This window comes from Candidatus Hydrogenedentota bacterium, from assembly GCA_012523015.1.
In the GTDB taxonomy this organism is placed as follows: Bacteria; Hydrogenedentota; Hydrogenedentia; order Hydrogenedentales; family CAITNO01; genus JAAYBJ01.
Genome location: JAAYJI010000313.1, coordinates 1 through 23,386, shown reverse-complemented (window position 1 = coordinate 23,386; position 23,386 = coordinate 1). Strand labels below are relative to the sequence as shown.

The window sequence follows — 23,386 nt, the reverse complement described above, 5'->3', positions numbered from 1 at the left end:
CTAATGGGCTTTTAAGACAATACTTTCCCAAAAAGACTCGTTTTGATACAATTTCTGAAGAGCAGTTACAAAGGGCTGTTCAAGATTTAAATAATAGACCAAGGAAAACACTTAATTACAGAACTCCTGCCGAAGTCTTTTTTCAGGAAAGGGTTGCAATTCGAGTTTGAACCTGCGAATACTATAATTTCCCCCCTCCAATAGTATAACTCTTTTAAATATTTTGTGGTATAATAGAATGCGGGTATAAAAGGTATTCATAAGTTCAGGTTTTATCGTTTGGGTGTTTGATGTGGATGTGTCCTATTGAGTTTTTGATGTGATTTTATCGTATATCTGCGGATATGTTGAATATGTTTGGTATTGCTATTATTTATATGGCCTTTATTTGAAGAGGACAGTCATTATGAAATTAAAATTGTTTGTGCCTATTCTTGCCGTTGTTTTTGTAATTGTTCCTCTGCAGCACACATTCGCCTATGATCCGGTGCCGGGTCCGAACTACGCCGGGTGTTTAGATCGGCCCATGCCCTTTTCTAAACTTCCCGTAATTGATTTGGCTACTGGAAAAGAAAACACTCCGGTCAAGAAATGGCCTGTTCCGGGCGAATATGACTTTTGTGCTTATATGGATACGGCTTACTGTTCTATGGAAGCAATAACAAGTTTACAACCCAGCCTGTTGGAGTTTGTCGGTCTACTTCAGTGTTTGGACGGAGACATGAACGGACCGGTGAACTTGGCAGAAGAAATTCCCATGACGCCCAACGGCATTCCCGACGGCACGGCGGAACTTGCCATTGTTGCGGCCATTCTTAACGATCCCGGGCATGCCCTTTATCAGGAAACCTTGGAGAAGTTTCAGCATAATGTTAATGAAGCCAAATTCATACTGATTCAGGCGTATATGCATATGCCGCCCCTAGGATCTTTTCCCGGCGGCGACATGCGGGCAACGATTCGTCTCTTGGTTCCATATTTATCCGGTTCTTTGTTGTCTCTTATGGGTGCTTATGGCGTACTTGGAGATGATGATTCTCTTAATATGCTGGATGCTTTATTGGAGACGCTGCAATCTTTTCTCGCGAATTTGCCCTTGCCGGAAGGGGGCGTGCGAGCTATCCTCCAATCGGTTCCCGCGTTGAATCATGAGGGGGATGCCAATAACGATGGATTTACCAACAGACAAGCCTACGAGTATTTTGTGGAGCATCTGGGCTACAGTGAATATGAGTACAGCCTTTTTGCTGTAAGTCCGGATTATCCTATCGATCTCATGCAGGTTGATGGCGGCGGTGTGTTTGTCTTTGGCAGCACGATGGAGTTGACAGCGGTCATAGATGGTTTAGTCGCTGAAGCGTTGGATCCCTACCAATATACGTGGTATAAAGATGGTTTGCCGATTCCTGAAGCGACAGAAAATATGCTGATTCTAGACAATGGCAGTGAAGCCGATTCCGGGCTTTATGAGGTCAGGGTGCCCGTGCGATGGCTTTTGGGCGATGCGCCGGGAGATCCCTTGATTGTAAGTGCGTCGGTATATGTGCAATTTGTAGCTCCCGTGCCGCTGATACCCGGCGTCGCATGTTTGTTCTTTGTTGCCATATTTATAACATGCGTCTTTTGTTTTTCCTTTTACCGACAAATTACGATTAGAACGTAACTAAAACGGTTCTCACAGGTAAAAAATCATTATTCCGTGTCCTTTTGATAAAAATATTTAAACGTGCCCGGTGCGATGTTCGGTGTTGTCTTAACACAATTTTACTCTTTTTTTTCAGGAAAGAGTTGCAGTTTGAGTTTGAACCTGCGTATAATTTCAGCATATAAATTAGAGTAATTGCGTTGGTGTATATTGGATTTGTATAACATTCCTTTTTTGGGGAATACGTGATAATTATTTTTAAGCTTGATTATGAATGAAAGGAGAGATGGAAATGTCTAGGATCTACCAATTTTTATTACTGATTGCAGTCGTTTTCTTGCCGTTCCCTTTGTTTGCAGTAACCGGGGAATGTGCTTACTGGGATGCAGATTTTGAAGAACCAACCATGAATATTGGGGGCGAGGCCATTGCCGGCGCTTTTGCTATTGTAAATATGGCGGTGCCTGCTGATTATGAAGGCGAGCTTGACTTGGACGATCCCAATTATATCTATTATTACCCCAAAGGCGGCGGTCCACAGATGAAGGTGAAGCGTCAGCCTCTTTCATTTTCTCTTCCTTATAAATTGTGGGATTTTGACGAAAACAGTATTTATGACAGTATTCAATTTGCTCTTTTAACGGAATTGTTGTGTTTGCCGGATTCTGTGCAGCATCCTCTTGTAGATCTTACTGCATTGCGCGAGGCAATGCAAGAAAACGAATCCATGGTGGAGGACTTGGTTTCGCAGGTTTTAGATAGTTACGACCAACTGGCTACAATAGAACCTATTTTACTTAACTTGAGTAACGGCATGAAGTCTAAGTGGACAGCAGCGGGGATTCCTAATCCTAATTTACCGATTGATGACCCCAATATTTTTCTCTCCAAAGAGATCTCGGGGCCATTTGTTTCTTTAACGTGGATGGGTTTGGCCAATTCTTTCGCCAGTATGAATAATTCTGTGGAGGATATTATACTATACTGGTCCGTTGGGCAGTCTGTATTAAACAATCGGGCTACCACACAACTGCTTGCTGCAGTCTTTGGACTGCTTACGCCTGACAGCTGGAATCAAATGATGTCGATGTCGATATTTACCAGTATTGAATTGACCTTGCGTTTGGGCGAATTTGATTGGGACTATCTTTTCGACAAATTTTTCCTTGACTCGACTATGGCAGAAGCTTTTGCTGAAGCGGTCACCGAAATGGATTTGACTCCTGATCTTATGCCGACTGAAGAGAGTGCCGGATCCTTTGGCTGGGAAGACTTGATGAACAGCTATACCGGCGAGGGTGAATTTATTGACGATACTTTGGAGAACACTTATTGCGGTGAAAAAGCCCGCGTTGTACAGGCAATTCACGGCAGTGTGTCTTTTGATGTTTGCCAGAACGATGCGCTTTTTTTCGAGGATTTGGCTTTCAAATCTATTACCCCTTATGCTGACATTACAGCACCCTATCCGGATTTTGAATATTCATTCGCTGCTGTATAAACAGGGGAAGACTGCAGTAACGCGCTTGCTTCTGTTGTTATTGATGCGGAAGAACCCGGTCCGTATACCATCGTTCTTTTGGGTACGGAAACGGAACCAGAAATATTTGTTGTGAATGATGTTATTGCCGCGCCCAAAAACGGTATGGCGAAACTTCGCTTTGTCAATGTTAATACTGATGAGCGTGTATTGAATGTAATGGCCGGCGGGGCTGTGGATGCCCTTTTCTCGGAAGTAGCCTATAAAGGGGTGAGTACTGCGATTGAAATACTGCCCGGAGCTTATTCCTTTGATTTTGTTGATGCCGATAAAGGCAACAAAGCGCTGCCGCCGGTGGATATGGTTCTGCACAGCGGTTCTGTTTATACGCTTTTCGCACTGGGCGGCAGTGATTCCCTTGAGATGGAAGTCAGTACAGATATTCTGGCACCTTCCTTAGTCAGTATTGATGAGCCGTCTCGTGTTTCTTATTTTGTGGGTGAGTCCTTGACTCTTACAGCGGAATTGGATAGCAGTGCCAATCCCGTCGCATATGCCTGGTATCGGAACCAAGATCTGCTTCCTGAAATGACAGGTGATACACTAGCGATTTCGGATCTTGACGTTTCAGATTCCGGGCGATATACGGTTGTCGTTACTGCGAGTCTTGATGAAGACAAGGGCATTACGCAGCTCAGCGACACATCTCCGTTAATTCAGGTTTTTGATCCTCAATTTGACGTGACGGGTGTTGGAAATATCAAATTCGGTGAAGCCATTCATCTTGTTGCTGCCGTAGATGGCTCTGATCCGGTTGCGTTAACGTCGTCCGGTGTAAGTTGGTACAAAGACAGCCTCTTGGTCGGTTCCGGCGATGAATTCACCGTGCCTTACGCCGCATTGAGTGATGCCGGTGTTTATGAGGCTGCAGAAGAGATTGCCATTGCCGGTCACCCGGATGCGAGCGTGACCTTATCGGCGCAGCACATGGTTACTGTTGATGGTCCCCAAGTCAATATTACGGGTAGAGATCGGATTAAACCGGAAGAGTCCATTAACCTTCTTGCGAACCTCTCCAATCTCGGAACAACACCCTTGGTGAACAGTTATGTGTGGACCCGTGATAATGATGGCAATACCGAAGTGTTGTCGACGAATCCCCAAATGATTATTAATCATGCCACCATTGATGATTCAAGCTTATATAAAGTGTTGGTTGCCTCCGCCGTCGCTGCAGACCCGGGCATTACAGCTTACAGTTCTGCCACGCGCTATGTACTTGTGACCGATCAACAAATACCGGTTGGCAGTTTGGCAGGCTTGATTCTTTTAGGAGCTTTGGGCGCGCTGGGCGGACTGGCAGTGAAAAAACAAAAATAAAGGGAGATGAATAGCGCATTTGCAGCGGCAAAGCGTGGTACTCCGTGATTCGTAATTTTCAAAAGCCCCGTCGGTTTCAAAAAGCCGGCGGGGCTTTCTCATATTTTTTTCAACTCGATAAAAAGAAAGGGAAATTTACGGGCGCTTAAATTCTGGGAAAGAGCGGGTGCATGGGTTCCGCCATACGTTCTAAGGTTTTGGTTTCTTGGGGTGTGATGGGCGGTAGGTCATGCGCCAAGGACAGGGCAAGCCGATAACAGCCCTCTTCACCGGGCGGCAGCATACTCACGACACCTTGTTGGCTGAATGTCCACCGCAGTGCAAGCCGCGCTTCACCAGCTTCTTCAATAGGCTCATACCAACGTCCGGGATGTTCTGCCGGTTGGGGATTTTCTTCGCTCCATTTTTGGCGTGCCATGGCTTTCAAGGCAATGCAAGGCAGTTCTTTTTCGTGGGCATATTGGAGTACGTTGGGACCAAATCCGGCTTTTAGGGCGGGTACATAACTGACGGGGAAATAAAAGAAATCGAAGGTGTAACGTTCCATGGCCGCTAGTGCCGCTTCGGTTGAATGGGCTGAAAAGCCCAGGAAACGGATGTCGCCTTGTTCCTTTTTTTTCAGCGCCCAATCCATGACACCGCCGGGATTAAAGGCGGCGTTTACATCTTTTTCCACATCTTGAATACCGTGAATAAGATAGAGATCAAAATAATCGGTGTGATAGATGCTGCAGGATTGGGCGAAGTCTTTTTCGGCTTCCTCAGCAGCACGTTCCCGTGTTTTGGAGCTGAGTATAATCTTGTCGCGAAGGGGGCGTAAGACAGGGGCGAGTTTTTCTTCCGTGTTGCCATAGGAAGCGGCGCCGTCGAAGAAATTAACGCCTTGTTCCAGCGATTCGTGGACGACGCGTTCCACACTTTCCGGGTCGCGGTTTCGTGCCACCAACCCGCTGAAACCGATAGTGGACAGCTTCAATCCCGTTTTGCCGAGGGGGCGTTGGGCTAGTGTCGTTGTTGCAGGGCGCGACCGGGAACAAGAAGAGGATAATAGGATCGCTGCCGAGCCCGCCACGGTATTTATAAAGCTGCGCCGTTTCATGGTTGCTTCTCCATCGTTGTATTAAAATCTATACATGCTTCAGTATAGGGCTTATGGGATTTGAAAGTCCATGGGATCGATGGTATAAAGCGGGAAACAATTGGAACAACTGACCATACTTTTATGTTTTCTAATTAGCATCTCGAATTTTACTATGTTATGATGCATATGAGTTATGGGGTACTGTGGGATTGTGTGCCTCTGTTACGAATTTATACAGTTAAGGAGAGTTTCGGTGAAGAGACAAATTGCAATGTATTTATGTGTGTCCCTATTGGTTTGTGGGTTCGTTCCGCTTCGCAACGAAGCATGGAGTGAAGCGGTTCCTGAAGGCTTCACATCGCTTTTTAATGGCGTTGATTTTTCCCATTGGAAAGTACCTGAAGGTGACAATGGACATTGGCGCATCGTAGATGGCGCTATTGATTGTGATGCGCTCAGTGAAGCGCCGGGCGAAAAGTCGCTTTGGAGCGAATCTGAATACGGTGATTTTGTGCTGCAGCTGGACTGGCGTATCAAAGAGACACCTTACCTGAACCCGAAGGTTCCGATTATCATGCCCGACGGCAGTCATAAGCTAGACGCTTCCGGCAAGGAAATCAGAACGACTGTACCCGATTCAGATTCCGGTATTTATATCCGCGGTTCATCGAAGGCGCAAATTAATATTTGGTGCTGGCCCATCGGTTCGGGGGAAGTCTACGGCTATCGCATGGATAATAAAATGCCTGCGGAAGTGCGTGCCGGTGTGACACCGAAAGTGAATGCAGATCATAATATTGGGGAATGGAACCGTTTTGTCATCACCGTTAAAGGGGATCTTCTGACCGTGGAATTGAATGGTACCGTTGTGCTTGACGAAGCCCAATTGCCGGGTCTGCCCGAAACGGGACCGATAGCACTACAACATCACGGTTCGAAAAGGAACGGCGTGTGGGTCAGCCCGCCGTCGTTGGTACAGTTTAAAAATATTTTTATCAAGCCTCTAGACTAATTGTTGATGGACTTTGTATGACCTGCTTCCACCGTATCGGCGGAGGCAGGTTGAAGCGCTTTGCCGCGCGTGCTCTTAACAGAAGTGTTTGTGTTGTTATGCCTGAGAAAGGGATGCGTTATGAAATATAACCGCAGAATGGTAGTGTTGATTTTGCTTCTCGGATTGGGGTGTGGTTTTCGCGCGGAAGCAATTTCCTTGGATGAATATGAGCGCGGATCTCTGGAGCAACAAAAGCAAATCGATTTCTTGTTGATGCGTGGCAGCGTGGAAGAGATCAACGCAGTGTGTTCCGGTCCCGGTTTGGGAGCCATCGATACTGCCGCCGGCGATCCTACGCCCGCCGAAGCGCTGCACGTGGTGGGCTCTTTCCCTCCACAGGGCAGGAAGCCGAGCGATGAACTCATCTTTTATTTCAGTGAAGCGATCGCGCCTCTTGCCGCATCTGACCAGCTCCGTGCCGCTGTCGTTCTGGAGCCGAACATTGCCGGTAAAATTTATATTTCAGGTAATACGATCCGTTTTTATTCGCCGTGGCTGCCCTTATTGCTGGAAAATCCAAAGGTGAGCCGTGTCAGCGCCACGATTCATCCGGATTTACGTTCGGTCACGGGGAAGCGGCTCGCCGCGCAGGAACGCAGCGTGGTTTTTGATGAATCGTCGTGGCTTCGTGTCGAGCAGGTGTTGTTCTTAAATACGAGCAAGACCGGCGTTTTCTTGAGCATGCAATGGAATCATCCTGTGTCGTCGGATGGCTTGCAGACGGCGTTGATTGTACGTGACGGTGACGGCGAAGAGCTGCCATGGTCGGTGCATTCTGTCGGAGATGATGTTTCTAGTACGTGGGAACTGGAATTACCTTTATCGGCTAAATTTCCCGTACGCTTTGAAGCGCCTTCCGGGCTGCGTTGGGGCCCCGACCAAGACTATATTTCTGATCCTGTAGCGGAGAAATTCCCGTCGAGCTCGTTCTTAGAATGTACAGACCAGTATTATTTGCCTGAAGATAGTCCTCAACTAATACTTGAATTTTCGGAGCCGATCGCTATAGAACAGTTGTTAAAGACGCTGGAGGTAAAGGATCTTTCCGACGGGTCGGCGGTTGCGCTTCGATTTCTACGGGCGGTAGAAAATCGGTATGAATTCGATTTTAAATTGGGTGAAGGGGTTGCTGCGCCGGAACAGATTGCGTTGCGGCTGCCGAAAACCTTGGCTTCCTCCAAGGGAAGCACGATTCTGGGCAGTGATGAAGAGCTGCGGATTCCCGACACGGTCGGTGACGGGGGTTTTCGTGAAGAGCCGTCCGGCGTTACAGAGCTCCGTGCCGATTTTTGGTATTGGGATCGTGGCAGCGTGGATGGTTATATCTTGCCGTTGAACTTTTCTGAACCGGTCTCTGCAGAGGCATTGAGCAATCACTTGCGTGTGTCGCCGCCGGTAGAAAATCTCCGGGTCGAAGCGGGCTCTTATCCCTCCCAGATGTATGTCAAAGGCGATTGGCGCTCTCAAACAGATTATGTGCTGCATTTTTCGGCGGGCCTGAGTTCAGTAAACGGCAAGGCTCAGCTAAATGAAGACGCGCATATGACGATTCAGCCCACTCCCTTTGAATCGGGTGCTGAACTGGATTCGCCCGGTCTCTATTATTTTCTGAGAAAAGAAGCGCTGCCCCCTAAAGTGAAGGGGCGCAATTTAGACGAGGTTAACGTAGGTCTCGCCCGTGTTTTCCCGAATAATCTTCCTGTCTTTGTTCGTGACTTTTGGAATTATAGAGAGGACGGATCTTTAATTTCTAATTACGCGGAAGAATTGGGAAGCATGAAAATAAAGCTTCCGCAAGGACAAGACAAAATGGTGGAGGAGGAGGTGAATCTCGAAAGCTTGATGCCCAAGGACAAGCGCGGTGTGTTCATGATGACTGTGGATCCCGTCTATAATTGGCGTAATGGGCAGCGCCTGCTCGTGTATACGGATATGGGCGTTCTCAGCCACTGGAATGATGAATCGTTAATCGTCTTCGTTCACGATCTCTTTACGCTTGCGCCGGTCTCGGGAGCACAGGTGAGCATCTACTCGAAGAAGTTACAGTTGTTGGCCACGATTAACACCGATGAGAAAGGTATCGCCGAATCACAAAAGTTTGACAAAAAACTAGGAGAACCGTCGCTCCTCGTCATTGAAACAGCCGATGATTGCACCTTCCTTGATTTACAGGAAAAGGCTTCCTTGCGTACGCCGTTCACGCAGCAAATGCCCTTTTTTGATCCGGAAGGATATGACGGCTATATTTATTTGGATCGGAATCTCTATCGGCCCGGAGAACCGGTGCATATGCGCTGGATCGTGCGGACCAACTATGTAGATGCCCTTCCCAATGTTCCGCTCCAGCTTCGCGTTGCCAATCCTCAAGGCCGCTGGATTCACGAATCGCCCATTCTCTTATCGGAATGGGGCACGGGTCATATGGATTTTCAAACGGCGAAAAATTTCCCTACCGGTAAATACCGCGTTGAATTGAGTGTACCCGAATCAGATACTTCCTTAGGTTCCGCCATCTTTAATCTGGAAGAATTCGTTCCCAACCGGATGCGTGCAAAGGCTGTCTTCAACCAAGAACGGATCAGTGTGGGTGAAACAGCCATGCTTTCCGTGACGGCGGAGCATCTCTTCGGCGGCGCGGCATCGGGTCGTAAAACGGAAGGCCGCGTCTTTTTGAATCCTATCCGTTATGAGAGTGCTCAATGGCCGGGCTATATTTTTGGCAATGAAGACAGTCTCGAGGAACATTTGTTTTTGCTTGGAGAATCGGAAAGTGACGGACAAGGCTATTCCGAATTCGAATATCAGTTTAAGCCTACCGAAGACATTACCATGCCTGTGGAGGTGGTTGGCAGCGGGCGCGTACTGGAGCTTGGCGGCCGTGCGGTCACCGATATGACGAAAATACTGGGCATTCCCGATACGATTATGGTGGGCGTGGCGGCGGTTCCTATGGAAAGCCAAGAGTCCCTTCAGGTGCATGTCCTTGCTCTGGACAGCGATGAGACGCCTGTGCCTCTGGACACACTTACCGTGACGCTGGAGAGACGGGAATGGAACTATTATTTACGTCGATTCAGCGACCACAACGAGCCGCGCTGGGATGCCGTATATCAGCCGGTTCAGGAGTTTACGGTTCCTTTGGAAGAAGGTCAGGGTACCCTTACCTTGCCTTACCCGTCCTATGGTGAATATCGGCTTCGTGTGCATAGCAAGCTAACGCAGATGTACAGCACCCTTCTGTTCAACCGTTGGTGGAACCGCTTGAGTTTGGAGTCTCAGGCACGTCCTGAACTCATTCGATTGACCTTGAATCAGGAACTGTATCAGGCAGGTGATTCCCTCGAACTGCGCATTGAATCCCCTTATGACGGTGTCGCGTATATCGTTGCACAGGGCGATCATCTTCATACATGCTGGACGGTTCCTGTTGTGGAAGGGGAAGCGAAAACGGATATTGTTGTTCCGCAGGCGTGGTTTCCCAATACATGGCTGCAAGTGACGGTGGTTCGCAATGCTGAAGATAAGGCGGTGAGCCATTATCCTTACAGCAGTTTCACGATGATCGATGTGCCTCTTGACGATCCGACGCGCCGTATAGAGACGGTCTTTGTCGATGTTCCGGAGCAGATGCTGCCTTCTCAAAACTTGGAATTCACGATCACAACGAAAGACAATGGGGGCAATCCTATAGCCGCGGAAATTACCGTTGCCGCTGTGGATGAGGGCATACACAGTATCTTGGGTTATGACAATCCGGATCCCTACAGCTACTTCCAACGGTCTCGAAAAATGGAGGTACAGCAAGCACACTATTATGACAAGGTTTTCTATGACACCACTTCTTCTGCGGAAGGGGGCGATATGATGCGCCGCTTGGGCATCAGTTCCCAAGTGGATGAAAACTGGATACGTCCTGTTGCTCTTTGGACAGGTACGGTGCGAACGGATGCTTCCGGGCGCGCCGCCCTGTCGTTGAAAGTGCCGGAATTCACCGGACAATTGCGCTTGGTGGCGGTCTCTGCCAATGGCAGTGCTGTGGGCGCGGCAGACAGTACTGTTTTCGTGAAGCGCCCCTATATGCTGCGCAGTTCCATGCCTCGCTTTGCCCTTGCCGGTGATCGCTTTGAATGTACCGCTGTGGCGATGAATCTCACGGATACGGAAGTCACAGCCCTGGTGCGATGGGAGGCTTCCGCTTCGTTGTCGGGGTCGGGTGAAGAGAAATTGAGTCTTGCGCCGGGCGCTGAAGCCATGTTCCGCGCGCCTATACAAGCGGCGGAAGTTTCAGGACAAGGTCATTTGCTATGGACCATGACGGTGACCGATCTTCAGGGCAAGGTACTGGATAATTTGGTTGAAGAGGCGCCTCTTCCGGTGCGGCCGCCGGCGGCCTATGAGACACAAACGCAGCTCACTGCGATCATGCCCGGTGAAATGGCTCGTTTTGCGAATGAACAGTTCCAAGTTGATCCCGGGTTGTATACACGCGTAGAAATTACGAGTGATCCGATTTTACAGGCACGGCCCGCCTTGAAATATTTGCTGCAGTATCCCTATGGCTGTTCTGAACAGATTGTATCGCAGGCGATGCCCTTGTATTTGTTGAAAAATTATGCGCGTCTATATGAAGAACCTTTTGTAGGTGACTTGGATTCCACGCAGCTCGGTCATGCTGTAGACCGCTATATTATGGATGCTGTAGAGAGTCTTTTGTCACGGCAATTGACGGGCGGCGGAATCAGTTTCTGGCCGGGTGAAGTGCAGCAGGATCCCTATGTATCCGTCTATGCCTTGCATTTCTTGACCTTTTTACAGCGAGACCATGCTGTTCCCATTAATAGGGGCTCCTTTGAAAATTTGCAGGCTTATGCTGCCCGGCTTATGAAAGATGATCGCGGCGATATTACCTCGAATTTTTATCTTCGTGCCTACGCCTGTTATGTACTTGCTTTGGGTGGTAATCTGGAGGCAATAGAATATGTCTCCCGCTTTGACGGGATTCCCATGTGGAAATCAGCGCGTTATCTCTTGGCCGCGGCTCGTGCGCTCCATTCAAGTACGCCTCGAGCTGCCTTGAAAGAACTGGAGGAGGCGCGGGTATACAAAGACAGTGGGCGCAGTGGTTCCGGCACATTGAATTCGCCGATTCGTGACGCGGCCATCCGTCTGATCTCACTTCTCCATATGGATGCTCCCGAAGAATACTATCCGGAGCTTTTAGCGCCCTTGGCAAGTTATCTTGGCAATAAAAAAGGATATACCACGCAAGAAAGCGCTTTTGCCGTGACCGCTTTGGGGATGTTCCTGGAGAGAGATCATTTTGATCCCGATACGGCGTCCATTCGGATCGTTGATGCTGACGGCGAACGTACAGTCAGTGCGGGCGACATCTTTACAAAGGTCGTAGAAGGCAAAAGCGCGCAATATGAAATTCACAATGAGGGCGGCTCACCGGCTTATGTCTATTTGGAGCGGGCAGGTATTCCGTTGATGCCGTCCCGGGAGCCTGTAGAATCGGAATTATCGCTTTCCAGAAGATTTTATGACGAAGACGGAACGCCCCATTTGGATAGCAATTTCAACCATGGATCCCAGTATCTGGTAGAACTCAGTATTAACCCTGAATCCTCCACGGAGAATTTGCTCATTACAGATTTGCTTCCCGCCGGCTTCGAAGTCGCCAATCCGCGTTTGGAGGTGGACAAGTTGTTGGCCGAACAGCAAGCCCAAGACGATGATTCGAATGGCGCGGTTATTGTTAAAGGAAGCAATGCGCGCGTTATCGTCACGCCTGACTTTCTTGAGGTTCGTGATGATCGTCTTGCCCTTGCACTGAATCAAGTGCAAGGAGACCGTTATATCTTTAGATACCTAGTTCGTGCCGTGACGCCGGGCCGGTTCACCTACCCCGCGCTCCATGGTGAGGGTATGTATAGCCCCAGTGTCCGAGCGAGCACGGTGCCCACGGAAATCACCATTCAGTGAGACGCCTAGTGAGAAGCATGCGTGTTAAGATTCTCGGCGCAGCAGGCTTGTTGCTTGTGCTGTCGGCAGTCTGTATGCTGCCGTCTGTGCAAAGAGGCTTGCTGCGCCTTGTCGGACGCGCCCTGCCTGCCGTGGACGGAGCCGCGTATCTGCAGCCCAATCCATCGCCGGTCTTGCTTGATCGTAATGAAAGGGTTCTTGCCGCCTTTTTAAATGAAGAAGAGCAGTGGTCCTTTCCTGTGCCTTTGGAAAAGATTCAGCCCCAATTAATTGCGGCAACTTTGGCGGCTGAAGACAAACGCTTCTACAGCCATAGCGGCATTGATGTATATGCGGTGTTGCGTGCTGCTTGGGCGAATCTTCGCTATGGCGGTGTTGTATCCGGCGCGTCCACATTGACCATGCAAGTGGTAAAGCCCATGCTGTCTCAACGGGGATTCTTGGGCAAACTGGAACAAGCGAGCGCTGCTCTTGCCCTTGAACAAAAGACGGACAAGCGCAGCATTTTGGAGGCGTATTTAAATCAAGCGCCCTATGGCGGCAATCTGGTGGGTGTGGAAGCGGCTTCACGCCGTTATTTTGGTAAAAGCGCCTCCGAGCTGACCTTGGATGAAGCGGCGCTCGTGGCAGGGCTGCCGAAATCACCGACCCACATGAACCCTTTCACGGCGCCGGAACGGGCTTTAGCGCGGCGTAACACCGTGCTTCGACGTATGGCGGATGAGGGCTTTATCAGCGAGGCGGAACGAATCCGCAGCACGGAACGGCCCTTGTCGGTGGCATGGCACGATATGGACATTCTGGCGCCGCACAGTGCTCAAAGACTTCGCAAACGTGTTATGAATGAGGGCGTATTACAGCTCACCTTGGACGCCCCATTACAACGCCGTCTTGAGACGATGCTGCTGGAACATTTACGTCAATTTGATCACACTATCAATAACGGCGCAATAATGGTGGTGGATACCCAATCTCGGGAGATTCTCGCTCGTGTCGGCTCTGCGGATTTTTATAACGCCGATATCCAAGGGCAGGTTGATGTCTGCCATGCGGTGCGTGCGCCCGGTTCTGCTTTGAAGCCCTTTATCTATGCCCTTGCGATGGAGCGGCAGCAGTTGTATCCGACGGAGGCTTTTTTGGATCGGCCCTTGGATTATGGTTTTTACAATCCACAGAATTTTGATGGAGATTTCAATGGGCTCGTCTCAGCGGGGGAAGCATTGCGTTGGTCACTCAATGTACCTGCAGTACAGATTTTGGATCGCGTTGGGGTTGACCCGGCACTCACGCTTTTTCGTGATCTGGGGTTTACAACCCTTGACAAAGATACCGAACATTACGGCTTGGGATTGGTGCTGGGTAATTGCGAAGTATCATTAGAAAGGCTGGTCAACGCCTACTTGACCCTTGTCCATCTTGGCGTGGCGCAGGAGGCAGTGTTGATCAAGGGGGACGATCAATCGCCGCCCCGGTCGTTGCTCTCGGAAGAGGTGACACTCGCTTTGTGGAATATGTTGGAACAGCCCTTCCCGGATGATCCTTGGCTCGATCTGGTGCGTACAAATGATAAACGGCCGCGTATCTGTTGGAAGACCGGCACGTCCTCAGGATATCACGATGCGTGGGCCGTTGTTTTTAATGCGCACTATGTGGTGGGTGTATGGATGGGCAACACGGATGGGCGTTCCGCTCCGTCGCTCATTGGCGCGCAATCGGCATTGCCGTTGGCAGCGCGGATCGTGCGTTCGCTGCCCCTGCCCGTGGAATCAGCCTGGCCCGAGACGGCAGACCGCTTGGTCTCTGTTGATGTGTGCGCCGCTACGGGACTGCCAGCATCCGCTCATTGTCCTGTCACGACGAAGGCGATGTTTCCCGCGAATCAATATCTCCATCGCCGTTGTGATGTGCATCGACCCCGCCCTGAGGGCGGCACGGAAGTGCATTGGCCTGCAGACGCCCGTCATTGGAATCTTGCCAATGTACAGGATTCACAGGGGACTCAGGGGGAAAGGAAAAGTACAGATACTGCCCGCCATCAAAAACTGGCAATCAAATCGCCGACGCAAAATGCCACCTATGTATTGTCGGGAGAGGAGGGGCACGACCGTATTCGCTTGGAGGCGAACCTAGAGCGGGACACTCTTCAATGGTACGTGAACGGCAGTTATCTAGGCGCTTCAGATTATGCAGCGCCGCTCTTCATGGATCTTGTGCCGGGCGAGCAGGAATTGTCGTGTATGAACAGTGCAGGCGATACGGCACGGGTGCGTTTTGTGGTGGAAGCGAGCTGAGCCTACGAGCCGCGCCTGCCGCACTCACGGATACGAGGGTCACCTCATGGCGTGCGTTTCACTTGGTCAGCAAACGATTGTTTTTCATGCCCATACACTGATCCAAATGACTTTGAGGCAGGGCTTTGGTGATGCAGCTGAGGAGGATGGTGACTACCGTTGATATGGGCAGCCCAATGAAGAGGGCATCCACTTCTGACCAGAGTATGAATCCTGTGCGTGCATCGCCGAAGAGACTGGGTCGCCCGAAAAGGGCGTTGCAGACCAACAACACGCTTGATTCTTTTTCATGGACAAAGAGGAGCCAGACGAGGCTGACAATAAATCCGGACAAGGCGCCCCAGACCGCTGCCGTCCGTGTAATCCTTTTGGTGTAGAGCCCTCCCACAAAGAGCGGCAGGAAGGTGGCGGCACATAAGCCCATGAAGATGGCGGTTCCTCGAGCAACGATGGCAATACCGGATTCGAAGAATACGGGAAGGATATAGGCCAGCAACACACTGGCGATGAGAGTAACTAATATGCCTAAACGGGTGATCAGAATATTGGCATTGCCGGATAGTTTTTTACCAAAGGCATTGAACAAGTCCCGTCCTGCGGAAGTGCCCATGACATGAAATTGACCGCTTGCTGTGGACATGGCGGCCGCCATGAGGGTGACGAAAAAAATGTCGCTGACCCAGAAGGGCATGAATCGTTTCATATATTCCGGAATGATCTGTTCAATATCTTTGCCCGTGGCAAGGAAAGCGATTTGACCGCTCTCATTGACAAAATACACGTTGGAGAGGGCTCCCACGGTGAAGGCGGTTCCTGTCATGAGCAGGATAAAGATGCCGCCCACGAGCACGGCACGGTTCAATTCCACATTGCTCTTCACCGTCATGAAACGAACCGCCAATTGGGGTTGTGCCAATACGCCAATGCCCACGCCCATGACGAGGGTGGACACGACGCTCCACCAGAACTTGGAGCCGAATTCGGGCATACTTGTCCAGCCGCGATGGCCTGCGGCTCCAAACAATTCCACGGCTTTTGGCGCAAGGGCAGAGAGCTGTTCATGGGCGCCGCGTATACCGCCAAGTTGGTAGTAGCTGAGAAAGAGAAGGATCGTCATGCCTACAAGCATGATACCCCCTTGCGCCGCATCGGCGTACATCACTCCTTTCAGTCCTCCCATGATCACATAGAGCGCGACGATGGCGCTGAAAAAGAGGAGCGCCGCTTCATAACTGATCCCTAAGCGTACCTCCACAAATTTAGCCGCGCCCATTAATACAACGCTCGTATACAAGGGCATGAACAGAATAATAACGAGTGCGGAAAAGAGGCCGAGAAATCGGGAGTCGTAGCGCCGGCTCAACAACTCGGGAAAGGTGTGCACATTGAGGCGATGCCCCATGGCGCGGGTACGTTTGCCGATAAAGACAAAGGCGATAAAGATGCCCACAAAAATATTGAGCACCGTCAACCACAGCACGCTCATACCGAAAAGCCCGGCAGCGCCGCCAAATCCCACAATGGCAGAGGTGCTGATGAAGGCCGCTCCATAGGACAATGCCATGACGGCGGGGTGGACATTACGGCCTGCTACCATATAGTCGGTAGCGGTTTTTGTGTTTCGGTAACCCAGATAGCCTAAGTAACCGGTAACGAAAAGATAAACCATGGTGATGATAAACAGAAAAAGTGTGCCTTCCATAATAATCCCTCTTTACTGGTTGAACGGCTTTGTCGTTGTGATCCTCGCTTACAGGTCTTGTGAACGCATATCTTCCTCTTTTGCCCACGCCACGCTTTCAGGAGATACTTCGTCGCCGTTCCGATTCCAATTGATGAGCCCGTAAATGACACACAACAGGGCGGCACTCACGCAAAGCGTATAGGCAAGAAAGACCCAGAAATCAGCGATTCCAAGATACATAAAAGTGACTCCCATTCCTTGGAAATACAGAACAGTTGTATTGTTGACCTTCGCTTCAACAACACCCATTGACACAAGATATTCATAATATACTATATTTGGATGGATAGGAGCAATATGAAAATCTGCCAAGAATTGGACGGGTTACCAAGCCCAAAATCTAAGGCTTTCTCCTCTAAGGCTTTCTCCTCTATAGCGTGGGATTTTATACTGTCGTGGTGAAGGGCGCACGGATGAGGTGATCATGTGAAACGGGCAAAGGAAAGGAAGATTACTTTCCCCATAAGGGTTGGTGTAAAATAGAGGCGCTTCGGGGATCGACCCCCGCCCTACGTAGGCAGAGAAAAAAACTTTCAACTTGAGGGAGAAAGATATATTTATGAGTGCAACAGGTCGAAACAGCGCTTTCAACAAGATTGTGACCGTATCATGCTGAATATTGTGTTGGTTGGTGTCGGCGGCTTTGCCGGGTCGGTGATGCGCTATTTGACCGGTGTGTGGGTGCAGCAGTGGTTATCGGAAGCACTCTTTCCTTTTGGTACCTTGTTGGTGAATTGTATAGGTTGTTTTGTTATCGGTTTGGTGACGCATATTGCGGAGACGAAAGGCATGTTTGTCCACGAGGGCCGGCTCTTTATGGTCGTTGGTTTTCTGGGTGGATTCACGACTTTTTCCAGCTTTGGACATGAGACGCTGGTTCTTATCCGCGACAATCACATGGCCCATGCTTTTGCAAACGTGAGCGCCCATCTATTTCTTGGGTTGTTGGCCGTTTGGCTGGGCTGGCGCGTCATCGCTTTACATGGGAATTAGAAGATGATGGATGAAAAACGCAAAGCGGCATTTTTTGCATCCTTGCGGAAAGATCGCCGTGAACAAGAAAAAGGCTACCGAGATCAGGCGTTGAAACTTTTTCCGCATTTCTGCGAGCGCTGCGGCCGTTCTTTTTCCGGGAGCAACCTGCGCGAATTGACGGTACATCATAAAGACGGCAATCACATGAACAATCCGCCCGACGGCAGCAACTGGGCGTTGTTGTGTTTGTATTGTCATGATGATGAGCACGGTACGATGGAACAGCGGGGTTTAGACGGCAGCGGCAACAAGATCGGCACGCCCACCGAATCCTTGGGACATCGTCCTTTTGAAGGGCTTCGCGATCTGCTCGTGCCGAAGGAAGCGGATGAAGACGATCCGCCGAAGGAGGATGAATAACGCCGCCGCACGGGCCCCGAAGAAGTATTGGTTCTCTTTTCCGAACGAAAGGATAGGAAGCTATGGATGCGCCGGATTGTTTCATCGTCTTAGATGAAATGGAAGTGAGCCTTAAAGAAGAAGTGTTGCTGCCTCGGCTGCACGCCGATAAAGACTCGGTTTTTCTTGACGATATCCGCGTCCTTGCAGCGGCAGCCTCGGCATGTGCGCGCCCTAAAGGACTCTTTAAATTGGCCGCTCTTCATGCAGTTGATGAACGCACAATCATGATTGATGATGTCCTTTTCGAGAGCCGCATTCTTGTGAAAAATCTCAGCGAGCGGGGGCGTGCTTTCCCTTTTCTTGCCACGTGCGGCACTGAATTGGAAGACTGGTCGTGCGGTCTCACCGATCCGATGCATCAGTATTGGGCGGATGTGATAAAGGAACTTTTTTTGGAAGCTGCCTTGCAGCAGCTGCAGACGCGCTGTCAAGCTTTATTCGGTTCCGGTCCCCTTGCCTCTATGAACCCCGGATCGCTGGAAGATTGGCCGATCACCGAGCAGCGCCCGCTTTTTTCTTTGTTTGGAGAGAAGGCGGGGGCATTGGAAATTTCCTTGTCGGAAGAGATGCTCATGTTCCCTATCAAATCCCTTTCCGGGCTGTGGTTCGAGACAACGGAAGACTTTAAGAATTGTCAGCTGTGTCCCCGTGAAAGATGTGAGAAGCGGCGCGCCCCTTATGACGCGGTTAAACGGGACCGTTTGCTGCACTAACCGAGGCGCCCCGTTGTTTTCACAGGGCGCAGAGAATGGGGTGTCGGCGGGCAAGGGGCATGAGAATTCTTTTTTCGGCTCCTATTTGATATGATGAATAAGGGCAGGGGAAAAGGGCTATTTTCGGCAATTTCCGCACGGTGCGGACAATATTAACGTTACAGGAGATGCAAAGATCATGGCACAAATGGATATTGGACTGATCGGTTTGGCCGTTATGGGCGAAAACCTCGTGTTGAACATGGAGAGCAAAGGCTTTGGTGTTGCGGTCTTTAACCGTACGGTGGAGAAGGTAGATAAGTTCATCAATGGCCGCGGCAAAGGGAAAAACTTTGTCGGCTGTCACAGTGTTGAAGAGTTGGTTGCCAATTTGAAGCGGCCCAGAAAAGTGATGCTTTTGGTCAAGGCGGGTCAGGCAGTGGATGACTTTATCGAACTGCTGCTGCCCCATCTTGAGCCCGACGATATTATCATTGACGGCGGTAACAGCCATTTCCCCGATACGATCAGACGCGCTGCCTATGTGGAAAGCAAAGGATTCCGTTATATTGGCACGGGCGTATCCGGCGGTGAAGAAGGCGCTTTGTTGGGACCGTCCATGATGCCCGGCGGCACACCGAGCGCGTGGGCAGAAGTGAAAGATATTTTCCAAACCATTTGCGCCCAGACCGATGAAGGGGAAGCCTGTTGTGATTGGGTTGGCGAAGGCGGCGCAGGTCATTTTGTAAAAATGGTGCACAACGGCATTGAATACGGTGACATGCAGATGATTTGCGAGACTTACCAGCTGATGAAAGACGGCTTGGGACTCAGTAATGCGGAAATGCATGAAGTTTTTGTCGAATGGAACAAAGGAGAACTGGATTCCTATCTCATTGAAATAACCCGTGACATTCTTGGCTATAAAGATGAGGAAGGCAACGAAGTCATCGATCTCATTTTGGATACGGCGGGACAAAAGGGCACGGGCAAATGGACGGTAGTCGCCGCCTTGGATGAAGGTCAGCCTTTGACACTGATCGGTGAAGCTGTTTTCGCTCGGTGCTTGTCGGCGCTCAAAGACGAGCGGGTGAAAGCCGCGGCGTCGCTCAAGGGACATGTGAGTGCATTTTCCGGAGATAAGAAAGCCTTTATTGATGATCTGCGTCAGGCGCTCTATGCCTCCAAAATCATTTCTTATGCGCAGGGCTATCAGTTGATGCGTGCCGCCGCCGCTTCCTATGGCTGGCATTTGAATTATGGCGGTATTGCGCTCATGTGGCGGGGCGGCTGTATTATCCGTTCCGTTTTCTTGGGCAAGATTAAAGATGCCTTCGACAAGAATCCGGAGTTGGAAAATCTCTTGCTTGATCCCTTCTTCGCGGAAATTGTACAGAAAAATCAGGATGCATGGCGTCGTGTGGTGGTGAAGGCGGTAGAGATGGGTATTCCTACGCCTGCCATTTCGTCCGCATTGAATTTCTTTGACGGCTACCGCAGCGATAGACTGCCCGCCAACTTGCTGCAGGCGCAACGGGATTATTTTGGCGCCCACACCTATGAACGTGTCGACAAGCCGCGCGGCGAATTCTTCCATACCAATTGGACAGGCCGCGGCGGTGATACGGCAGCGAGTACCTATGAAGTTTAAAAAAGATTGAGAGCGGGTTTATCACCCCTCGTCGATCTATCGGCTATAGTGTGCACGGTGTTGGATTGTAGGCTTTATAGCGTGGTTTTTTCTTTCCTTTCTCCACTCAGAAGCCTCTTCAGGATCCGATACCGTGCACCATTTTTTTTGGGGGGAAGCCGTGAGACCGGCGGCGTCCGCACCCGTCTATTTGCTGAGGATCTCATCAATCACGGCGTAGGCTTCATAACGCTCTTTCGTTGGGAAATCGTGTTCCGCCTCGGGATAACGAATGTGGAGCGCGTCTTGTGCGCCGTAAAGGGCGTAGACTGGGGTTGCACTGTCAATAACATCACGGACACCGGAGACCTCAAAATTATCGTCATGTAAGGGCGCGTTTATAAAGAGGGTTCGCGGCGCGAGGGCAGCCACTACTTCGGTGAAATCGAAGGGCATATTCGCCGCGTCGCTGCCGTAGATATCGGCGATACGGGGCATGTAGCCGTCGTGGGACCATCCGGTCAAATCGCCGCCCATATATTTTGTGAAGCTGTTGAATCCGCAGCTGGTGACCAGCACGCGCAAGCGGGTATCAAATAGACCGAGGAAAAGGGTATTGTGTCCGCCCAAAGAATGACCGATACATCCCATGCGTTGAGGATCGACTTGGGGCAGACTCGCCAAGAGATCGACGCCGCGCAGGTGGTTCCAAATGCCTTTCATCGAACAACTCACATAGCCTGCTTCGTAAAGCCCTTTGCGCGCGTCTACATCATCACCGAAGCCGGGATAATCGGGTGCCAACACCACATAGCCCCGCTCGGCAAGCTCAGAGGCATAATTACGATTGGGCTTTTCCCCTTCGCCTGCCACGATACGTTTGCCTAAAGACGAGGTGGGATGGAGGCACATCATGGCGGGCCGTGTTTCTTTTTGTTGGTGCGGGAGAAAAAGAAAAGCGGTCACTGCCGGCCCCGGTTCAGCGTTGTAGCGAATGCTTTGGCGCTTATAGCGGGGTGTGTCTATTTCCTCTAAAAGTTGATAGTCGGGGGCAGTATCGCGCGCCTGATCGGGAAGAGGCCCCATGACTAAGCAGACATTTTCCAAAATATGTTCTCTCCGCCGCTGCCATGTTTCAATGGATTCAACAGCGGTGTAGCTTCCGTCTTTTTCCTGCACGCAAAGTAAGCGGCTTTTGTCCGGGTAGAAGGGCGGCGCCTCAAGGCTTGTGCCTGTATAGAAAAATATAAGCAGAGCAGATATCACGGTGTAACTCCTTTTTGTTGTTTAAGGTCTGTTGTTATCTTAAGTCGGTGAACCGGTTCTATAGTGCAGGTTCACAAAACTTAAACCCTAAAATATATAGCTTGGTTTCAGTGTCTGTTAATCTTGGATTATATATCAAGCGAGGCAAGGAAAATTGCTTTGGCGTGCGGCTTTGACGCCTTTCCGCGGAAAGGAGGCGTGCCATGGGAAAAGAAGGTGTCTTATTTGATTTCAGGAATGTATACAGTCTAAAATCTGTTATAGAAACCGTACTGAATTGAGCGCCCCACAAAAATAAATGTAGTTTAAAAAGTTGCGATTTGGTTTTTAATGTGGTACAATGCGTCAAACTGAATGGATGGATCCGATTCAGTGAAAAGAATCCAGACAGCGGATACAAAATAGTGCTTGACTTTTCGGATGCTTTTCTGGTTTAATATGTCTATGAAGACGATTGTCAATGTTAGTAGTTTTGTAAAGAGTTATTTTTGTGGAAGGGCGCTTACAAAAGAACCTTTAGCGAGAAGGAGAACCAAGATGAAGAAATTTGTGGTAGTGGCATGTTTAGTGGCCGTTGTTGCCATTGGTCTTCCTGCACAAGCAGCGAAAGTGTGGGACGATATGTCGTGGTGGGGTAACACCGGCGCTGTGCCGGAACCACAACCCGAAAGCGGCAGATGTCCGGCGCAGATGAGCCGTTGCGGCTACTGGTGGTGGCCGACGGTTCCCGCCAGCAACGTGAACGATGCTGAGCTGTGGGGCAACCGTGGTATTGTCTACCAAGCCTGCAAACCTGAAGCCCCGGTAGTGGAAGAGCCCGCGCCTGTAGAGACGCCTCCTGCTCCTCCCGCACGCACTGCGATCATTTTGAACAACGTTCTGTTCGACTTTGACAAAGCCGTGCTTAAAGCCGAAGGTAAAGCCGAAGTGGATAAGCTGATTGCCGAAATGAAGAAATATCCCGGCGACACCGTGCTTATCGAAGGGCATACCTGTAACATCGGTACCCATGAGTACAACATGGGTCTTGGTCAACGCCGTGCCGACGCCGTTAAGAAGTATATGATCGAAAACGGCATCGAAGAAGCCCGCATCCAGACGCAGAGCTTCAGCTATGATCGCCCGGCAGTTGCGAATGATTCCGCCGCGAACCGCAAGCTGAATCGTCGCGCCGAGTTCAAGATTACGCTGGCCGGCTAAGTACCATAACCCTTTTAAATTGACTTACACTGCGCCTTGGTGGCGTTAGCGCGACGCCAAGGCGTGTTTTTTTTGGAGCCTCGTTATGAGCAGCAAGGCAGCTTTTCTGACCCGATATTTCGATCCCTTTATGGAGCATCTTGTTTTCGAGGCGGGTCTATCTACGAAAACCCTTGCCGCCTACGGAGCCGATATCCAGCGTTACTTTCGATTTTTGGAAGAACAAGAGATCAACGCCTTGCAAGAAATCCTCTTCGAGGATATTCTGGATTATTTGGGCAGACTCCAAGACGAAGGGCTTTCGCCGCGCTCCGTTGCCCGACACTTAACGGCGATACGTCGATTTCACCGCTTTTTGGTCGAGGAATCCCTGTGTGACACAAATGTGACTGCCTTGACAGAGGCGCCCCATCTCACCCGGCGATTGCCGAGATGCCTGAGCGAGACAGAAATAGAAGGCTTGCTCAATGCGCCCCGTTGCGATACAGAGGACGGCATACG

General features: G+C 50.2%; 16 protein-coding genes. 12 read left to right on the top strand and 4 right to left on the bottom strand.

The genetic code is table 11. From position 1 onward, the window contains the following. Nucleotides 1-406 precede the first annotated feature (406 nt). The 3 genes from GX117_13730 to GX117_13720 all read left to right on the top strand — a co-directional run bounded on the left by GX117_13730 (nt 407) and on the right by GX117_13720 (nt 4,505). Nucleotides 407-1,663, top strand: a complete 1,257-nt coding sequence (locus GX117_13730; protein NLO34391.1) for a hypothetical protein — start codon at nt 407-409, stop codon at nt 1,661-1,663. Between the two features lie 274 nt (nt 1,664-1,937). Then, nucleotides 1,938-3,146 (top strand): DUF4397 domain-containing protein, encoded by a 1,209-nt coding sequence (locus tag GX117_13725; protein ID NLO34390.1) that lies wholly within the window; start codon nt 1,938-1,940, stop codon nt 3,144-3,146. 111 nt (nt 3,147-3,257) lie between these two features. After that, on the top strand, nt 3,258-4,505 hold the full coding sequence (locus GX117_13720; GenBank protein ID NLO34389.1) for a hypothetical protein: 1,248 nt from the start codon (nt 3,258-3,260) through the stop codon (nt 4,503-4,505). A gap of 145 nt (nt 4,506-4,650) precedes the next feature. Here the strand turns inward: GX117_13720 and GX117_13715 are convergent, their stop codons facing one another. Beyond that, a complete protein-coding gene (locus GX117_13715) occupies nt 4,651-5,604 on the bottom strand; it encodes an aldo/keto reductase (protein NLO34388.1) in 954 nt (317 codons plus the stop codon). 253 nt (nt 5,605-5,857) lie between these two features. Here GX117_13715 and GX117_13710 point away from each other — a divergent pair, with 253 nt between their 5' ends. The 3 genes from GX117_13710 to pbpC all read left to right on the top strand — a co-directional run bounded on the left by GX117_13710 (nt 5,858) and on the right by pbpC (nt 14,916). After that, nucleotides 5,858-6,598, top strand: a complete 741-nt coding sequence (locus GX117_13710; protein ID NLO34387.1) for a DUF1080 domain-containing protein — start codon at nt 5,858-5,860, stop codon at nt 6,596-6,598. 120 nt (nt 6,599-6,718) lie between these two features. After that, complete coding sequence (locus GX117_13705; protein ID NLO34386.1) at nt 6,719-12,625, top strand: hypothetical protein; 5,907 nt, start codon at nt 6,719-6,721, stop codon at nt 12,623-12,625. Between the two features lie 17 nt (nt 12,626-12,642). Beyond that, complete coding sequence (gene pbpC / locus GX117_13700) at nt 12,643-14,916, top strand: penicillin-binding protein 1C (GenBank protein NLO34385.1); 2,274 nt, start codon at nt 12,643-12,645, stop codon at nt 14,914-14,916. A 58-nt stretch (nt 14,917-14,974) separates the two neighbouring features. On the opposite strand, the gene GX117_13695 is transcribed toward pbpC, so the two are convergent. Then, on the bottom strand, nt 14,975-16,618 hold the full coding sequence (locus GX117_13695) for a sodium:solute symporter family protein (protein NLO34384.1): 1,644 nt from the start codon (nt 16,616-16,618) through the stop codon (nt 14,975-14,977). A gap of 48 nt (nt 16,619-16,666) precedes the next feature. Continuing rightward, on the bottom strand, nt 16,667-16,840 hold the full coding sequence (locus GX117_13690; GenBank protein NLO34383.1) for a hypothetical protein: 174 nt from the start codon (nt 16,838-16,840) through the stop codon (nt 16,667-16,669). Between the two features lie 429 nt (nt 16,841-17,269). Between GX117_13690 and crcB the strand changes: the two genes are divergently transcribed. From crcB to gnd, 4 genes are all read left to right on the top strand, one after another. Then, a complete protein-coding gene (crcB, locus tag GX117_13685; protein ID NLO34382.1) occupies nt 17,270-17,653 on the top strand; it encodes a fluoride efflux transporter CrcB in 384 nt (127 codons plus the stop codon). A 3-nt stretch (nt 17,654-17,656) separates the two neighbouring features. Continuing rightward, nucleotides 17,657-18,055 carry an HNH nuclease family protein gene (locus GX117_13680; GenBank protein ID NLO34381.1) on the top strand — a complete coding sequence of 133 codons (399 nt, stop codon included), beginning with the start codon at nt 17,657-17,659 and terminating at the stop codon, nt 18,053-18,055. Between the two features lie 62 nt (nt 18,056-18,117). After that, entirely contained in the window at nt 18,118-18,810 is a 693-nt protein-coding gene (locus GX117_13675; GenBank protein NLO34380.1) for a vitamin B12 dependent methionine synthase, read from the top strand. 178 nt (nt 18,811-18,988) lie between these two features. Beyond that, the gene (gene gnd, locus GX117_13670; GenBank protein ID NLO34379.1) at nt 18,989-20,440 is read left to right on the top strand and encodes a decarboxylating NADP(+)-dependent phosphogluconate dehydrogenase; all 1,452 of its coding nucleotides are present in this window, start codon (nt 18,989-18,991) and stop codon (nt 20,438-20,440) included. A gap of 186 nt (nt 20,441-20,626) precedes the next feature. On the opposite strand, the gene GX117_13665 is transcribed toward gnd, so the two are convergent. Further along, complete coding sequence (locus GX117_13665; GenBank protein ID NLO34378.1) at nt 20,627-21,598, bottom strand: alpha/beta fold hydrolase; 972 nt, start codon at nt 21,596-21,598, stop codon at nt 20,627-20,629. A gap of 624 nt (nt 21,599-22,222) precedes the next feature. On the opposite strand from GX117_13665, the gene GX117_13660 reads away from it, so the two are divergent. Continuing rightward, a complete protein-coding gene (locus GX117_13660; protein NLO34377.1) occupies nt 22,223-22,885 on the top strand; it encodes an OmpA family protein in 663 nt (220 codons plus the stop codon). A gap of 85 nt (nt 22,886-22,970) precedes the next feature. Then, nucleotides 22,971-23,386 (top strand): site-specific integrase (locus GX117_13655; GenBank protein ID NLO34376.1); only part of this gene is annotated, 416 nt, incomplete at its 3' end.

Excerpts from the sequence above, each read along its gene's own strand:
- GX117_13730 (NLO34391.1), top strand. The coding sequence starts at position 407 with ATGAAATTAAAATTGTTTGTGCCTATTCTTGCCGTTGTTTTTGTAATT.
- GX117_13725 (NLO34390.1), top strand. The coding sequence starts at position 1,938 with ATGTCTAGGATCTACCAATTTTTATTACTGATTGCAGTCGTTTTCTTG.
- GX117_13715 (NLO34388.1), bottom strand. The coding sequence starts at position 5,604 with ATGAAACGGCGCAGCTTTATAAATACCGTGGCGGGCTCGGCAGCGATC.
- GX117_13710 (NLO34387.1), top strand. The coding sequence starts at position 5,858 with ATGTATTTATGTGTGTCCCTATTGGTTTGTGGGTTCGTTCCGCTTCGC.
- GX117_13705 (NLO34386.1), top strand. The coding sequence starts at position 6,719 with ATGAAATATAACCGCAGAATGGTAGTGTTGATTTTGCTTCTCGGATTG.
- pbpC (NLO34385.1), top strand. The coding sequence starts at position 12,643 with ATGCGTGTTAAGATTCTCGGCGCAGCAGGCTTGTTGCTTGTGCTGTCG.
- GX117_13695 (NLO34384.1), bottom strand. The coding sequence starts at position 16,618 with ATGGAAGGCACACTTTTTCTGTTTATCATCACCATGGTTTATCTTTTC.
- GX117_13690 (NLO34383.1), bottom strand. The coding sequence starts at position 16,840 with ATGTATCTTGGAATCGCTGATTTCTGGGTCTTTCTTGCCTATACGCTT.
- crcB (NLO34382.1), top strand. The coding sequence starts at position 17,270 with ATGCTGAATATTGTGTTGGTTGGTGTCGGCGGCTTTGCCGGGTCGGTG.
- GX117_13680 (NLO34381.1), top strand. The coding sequence starts at position 17,657 with ATGATGGATGAAAAACGCAAAGCGGCATTTTTTGCATCCTTGCGGAAA.
- GX117_13675 (NLO34380.1), top strand. The coding sequence starts at position 18,118 with ATGGATGCGCCGGATTGTTTCATCGTCTTAGATGAAATGGAAGTGAGC.
- gnd (NLO34379.1), top strand. The coding sequence starts at position 18,989 with ATGGCACAAATGGATATTGGACTGATCGGTTTGGCCGTTATGGGCGAA.
- GX117_13660 (NLO34377.1), top strand. The coding sequence starts at position 22,223 with ATGAAGAAATTTGTGGTAGTGGCATGTTTAGTGGCCGTTGTTGCCATT.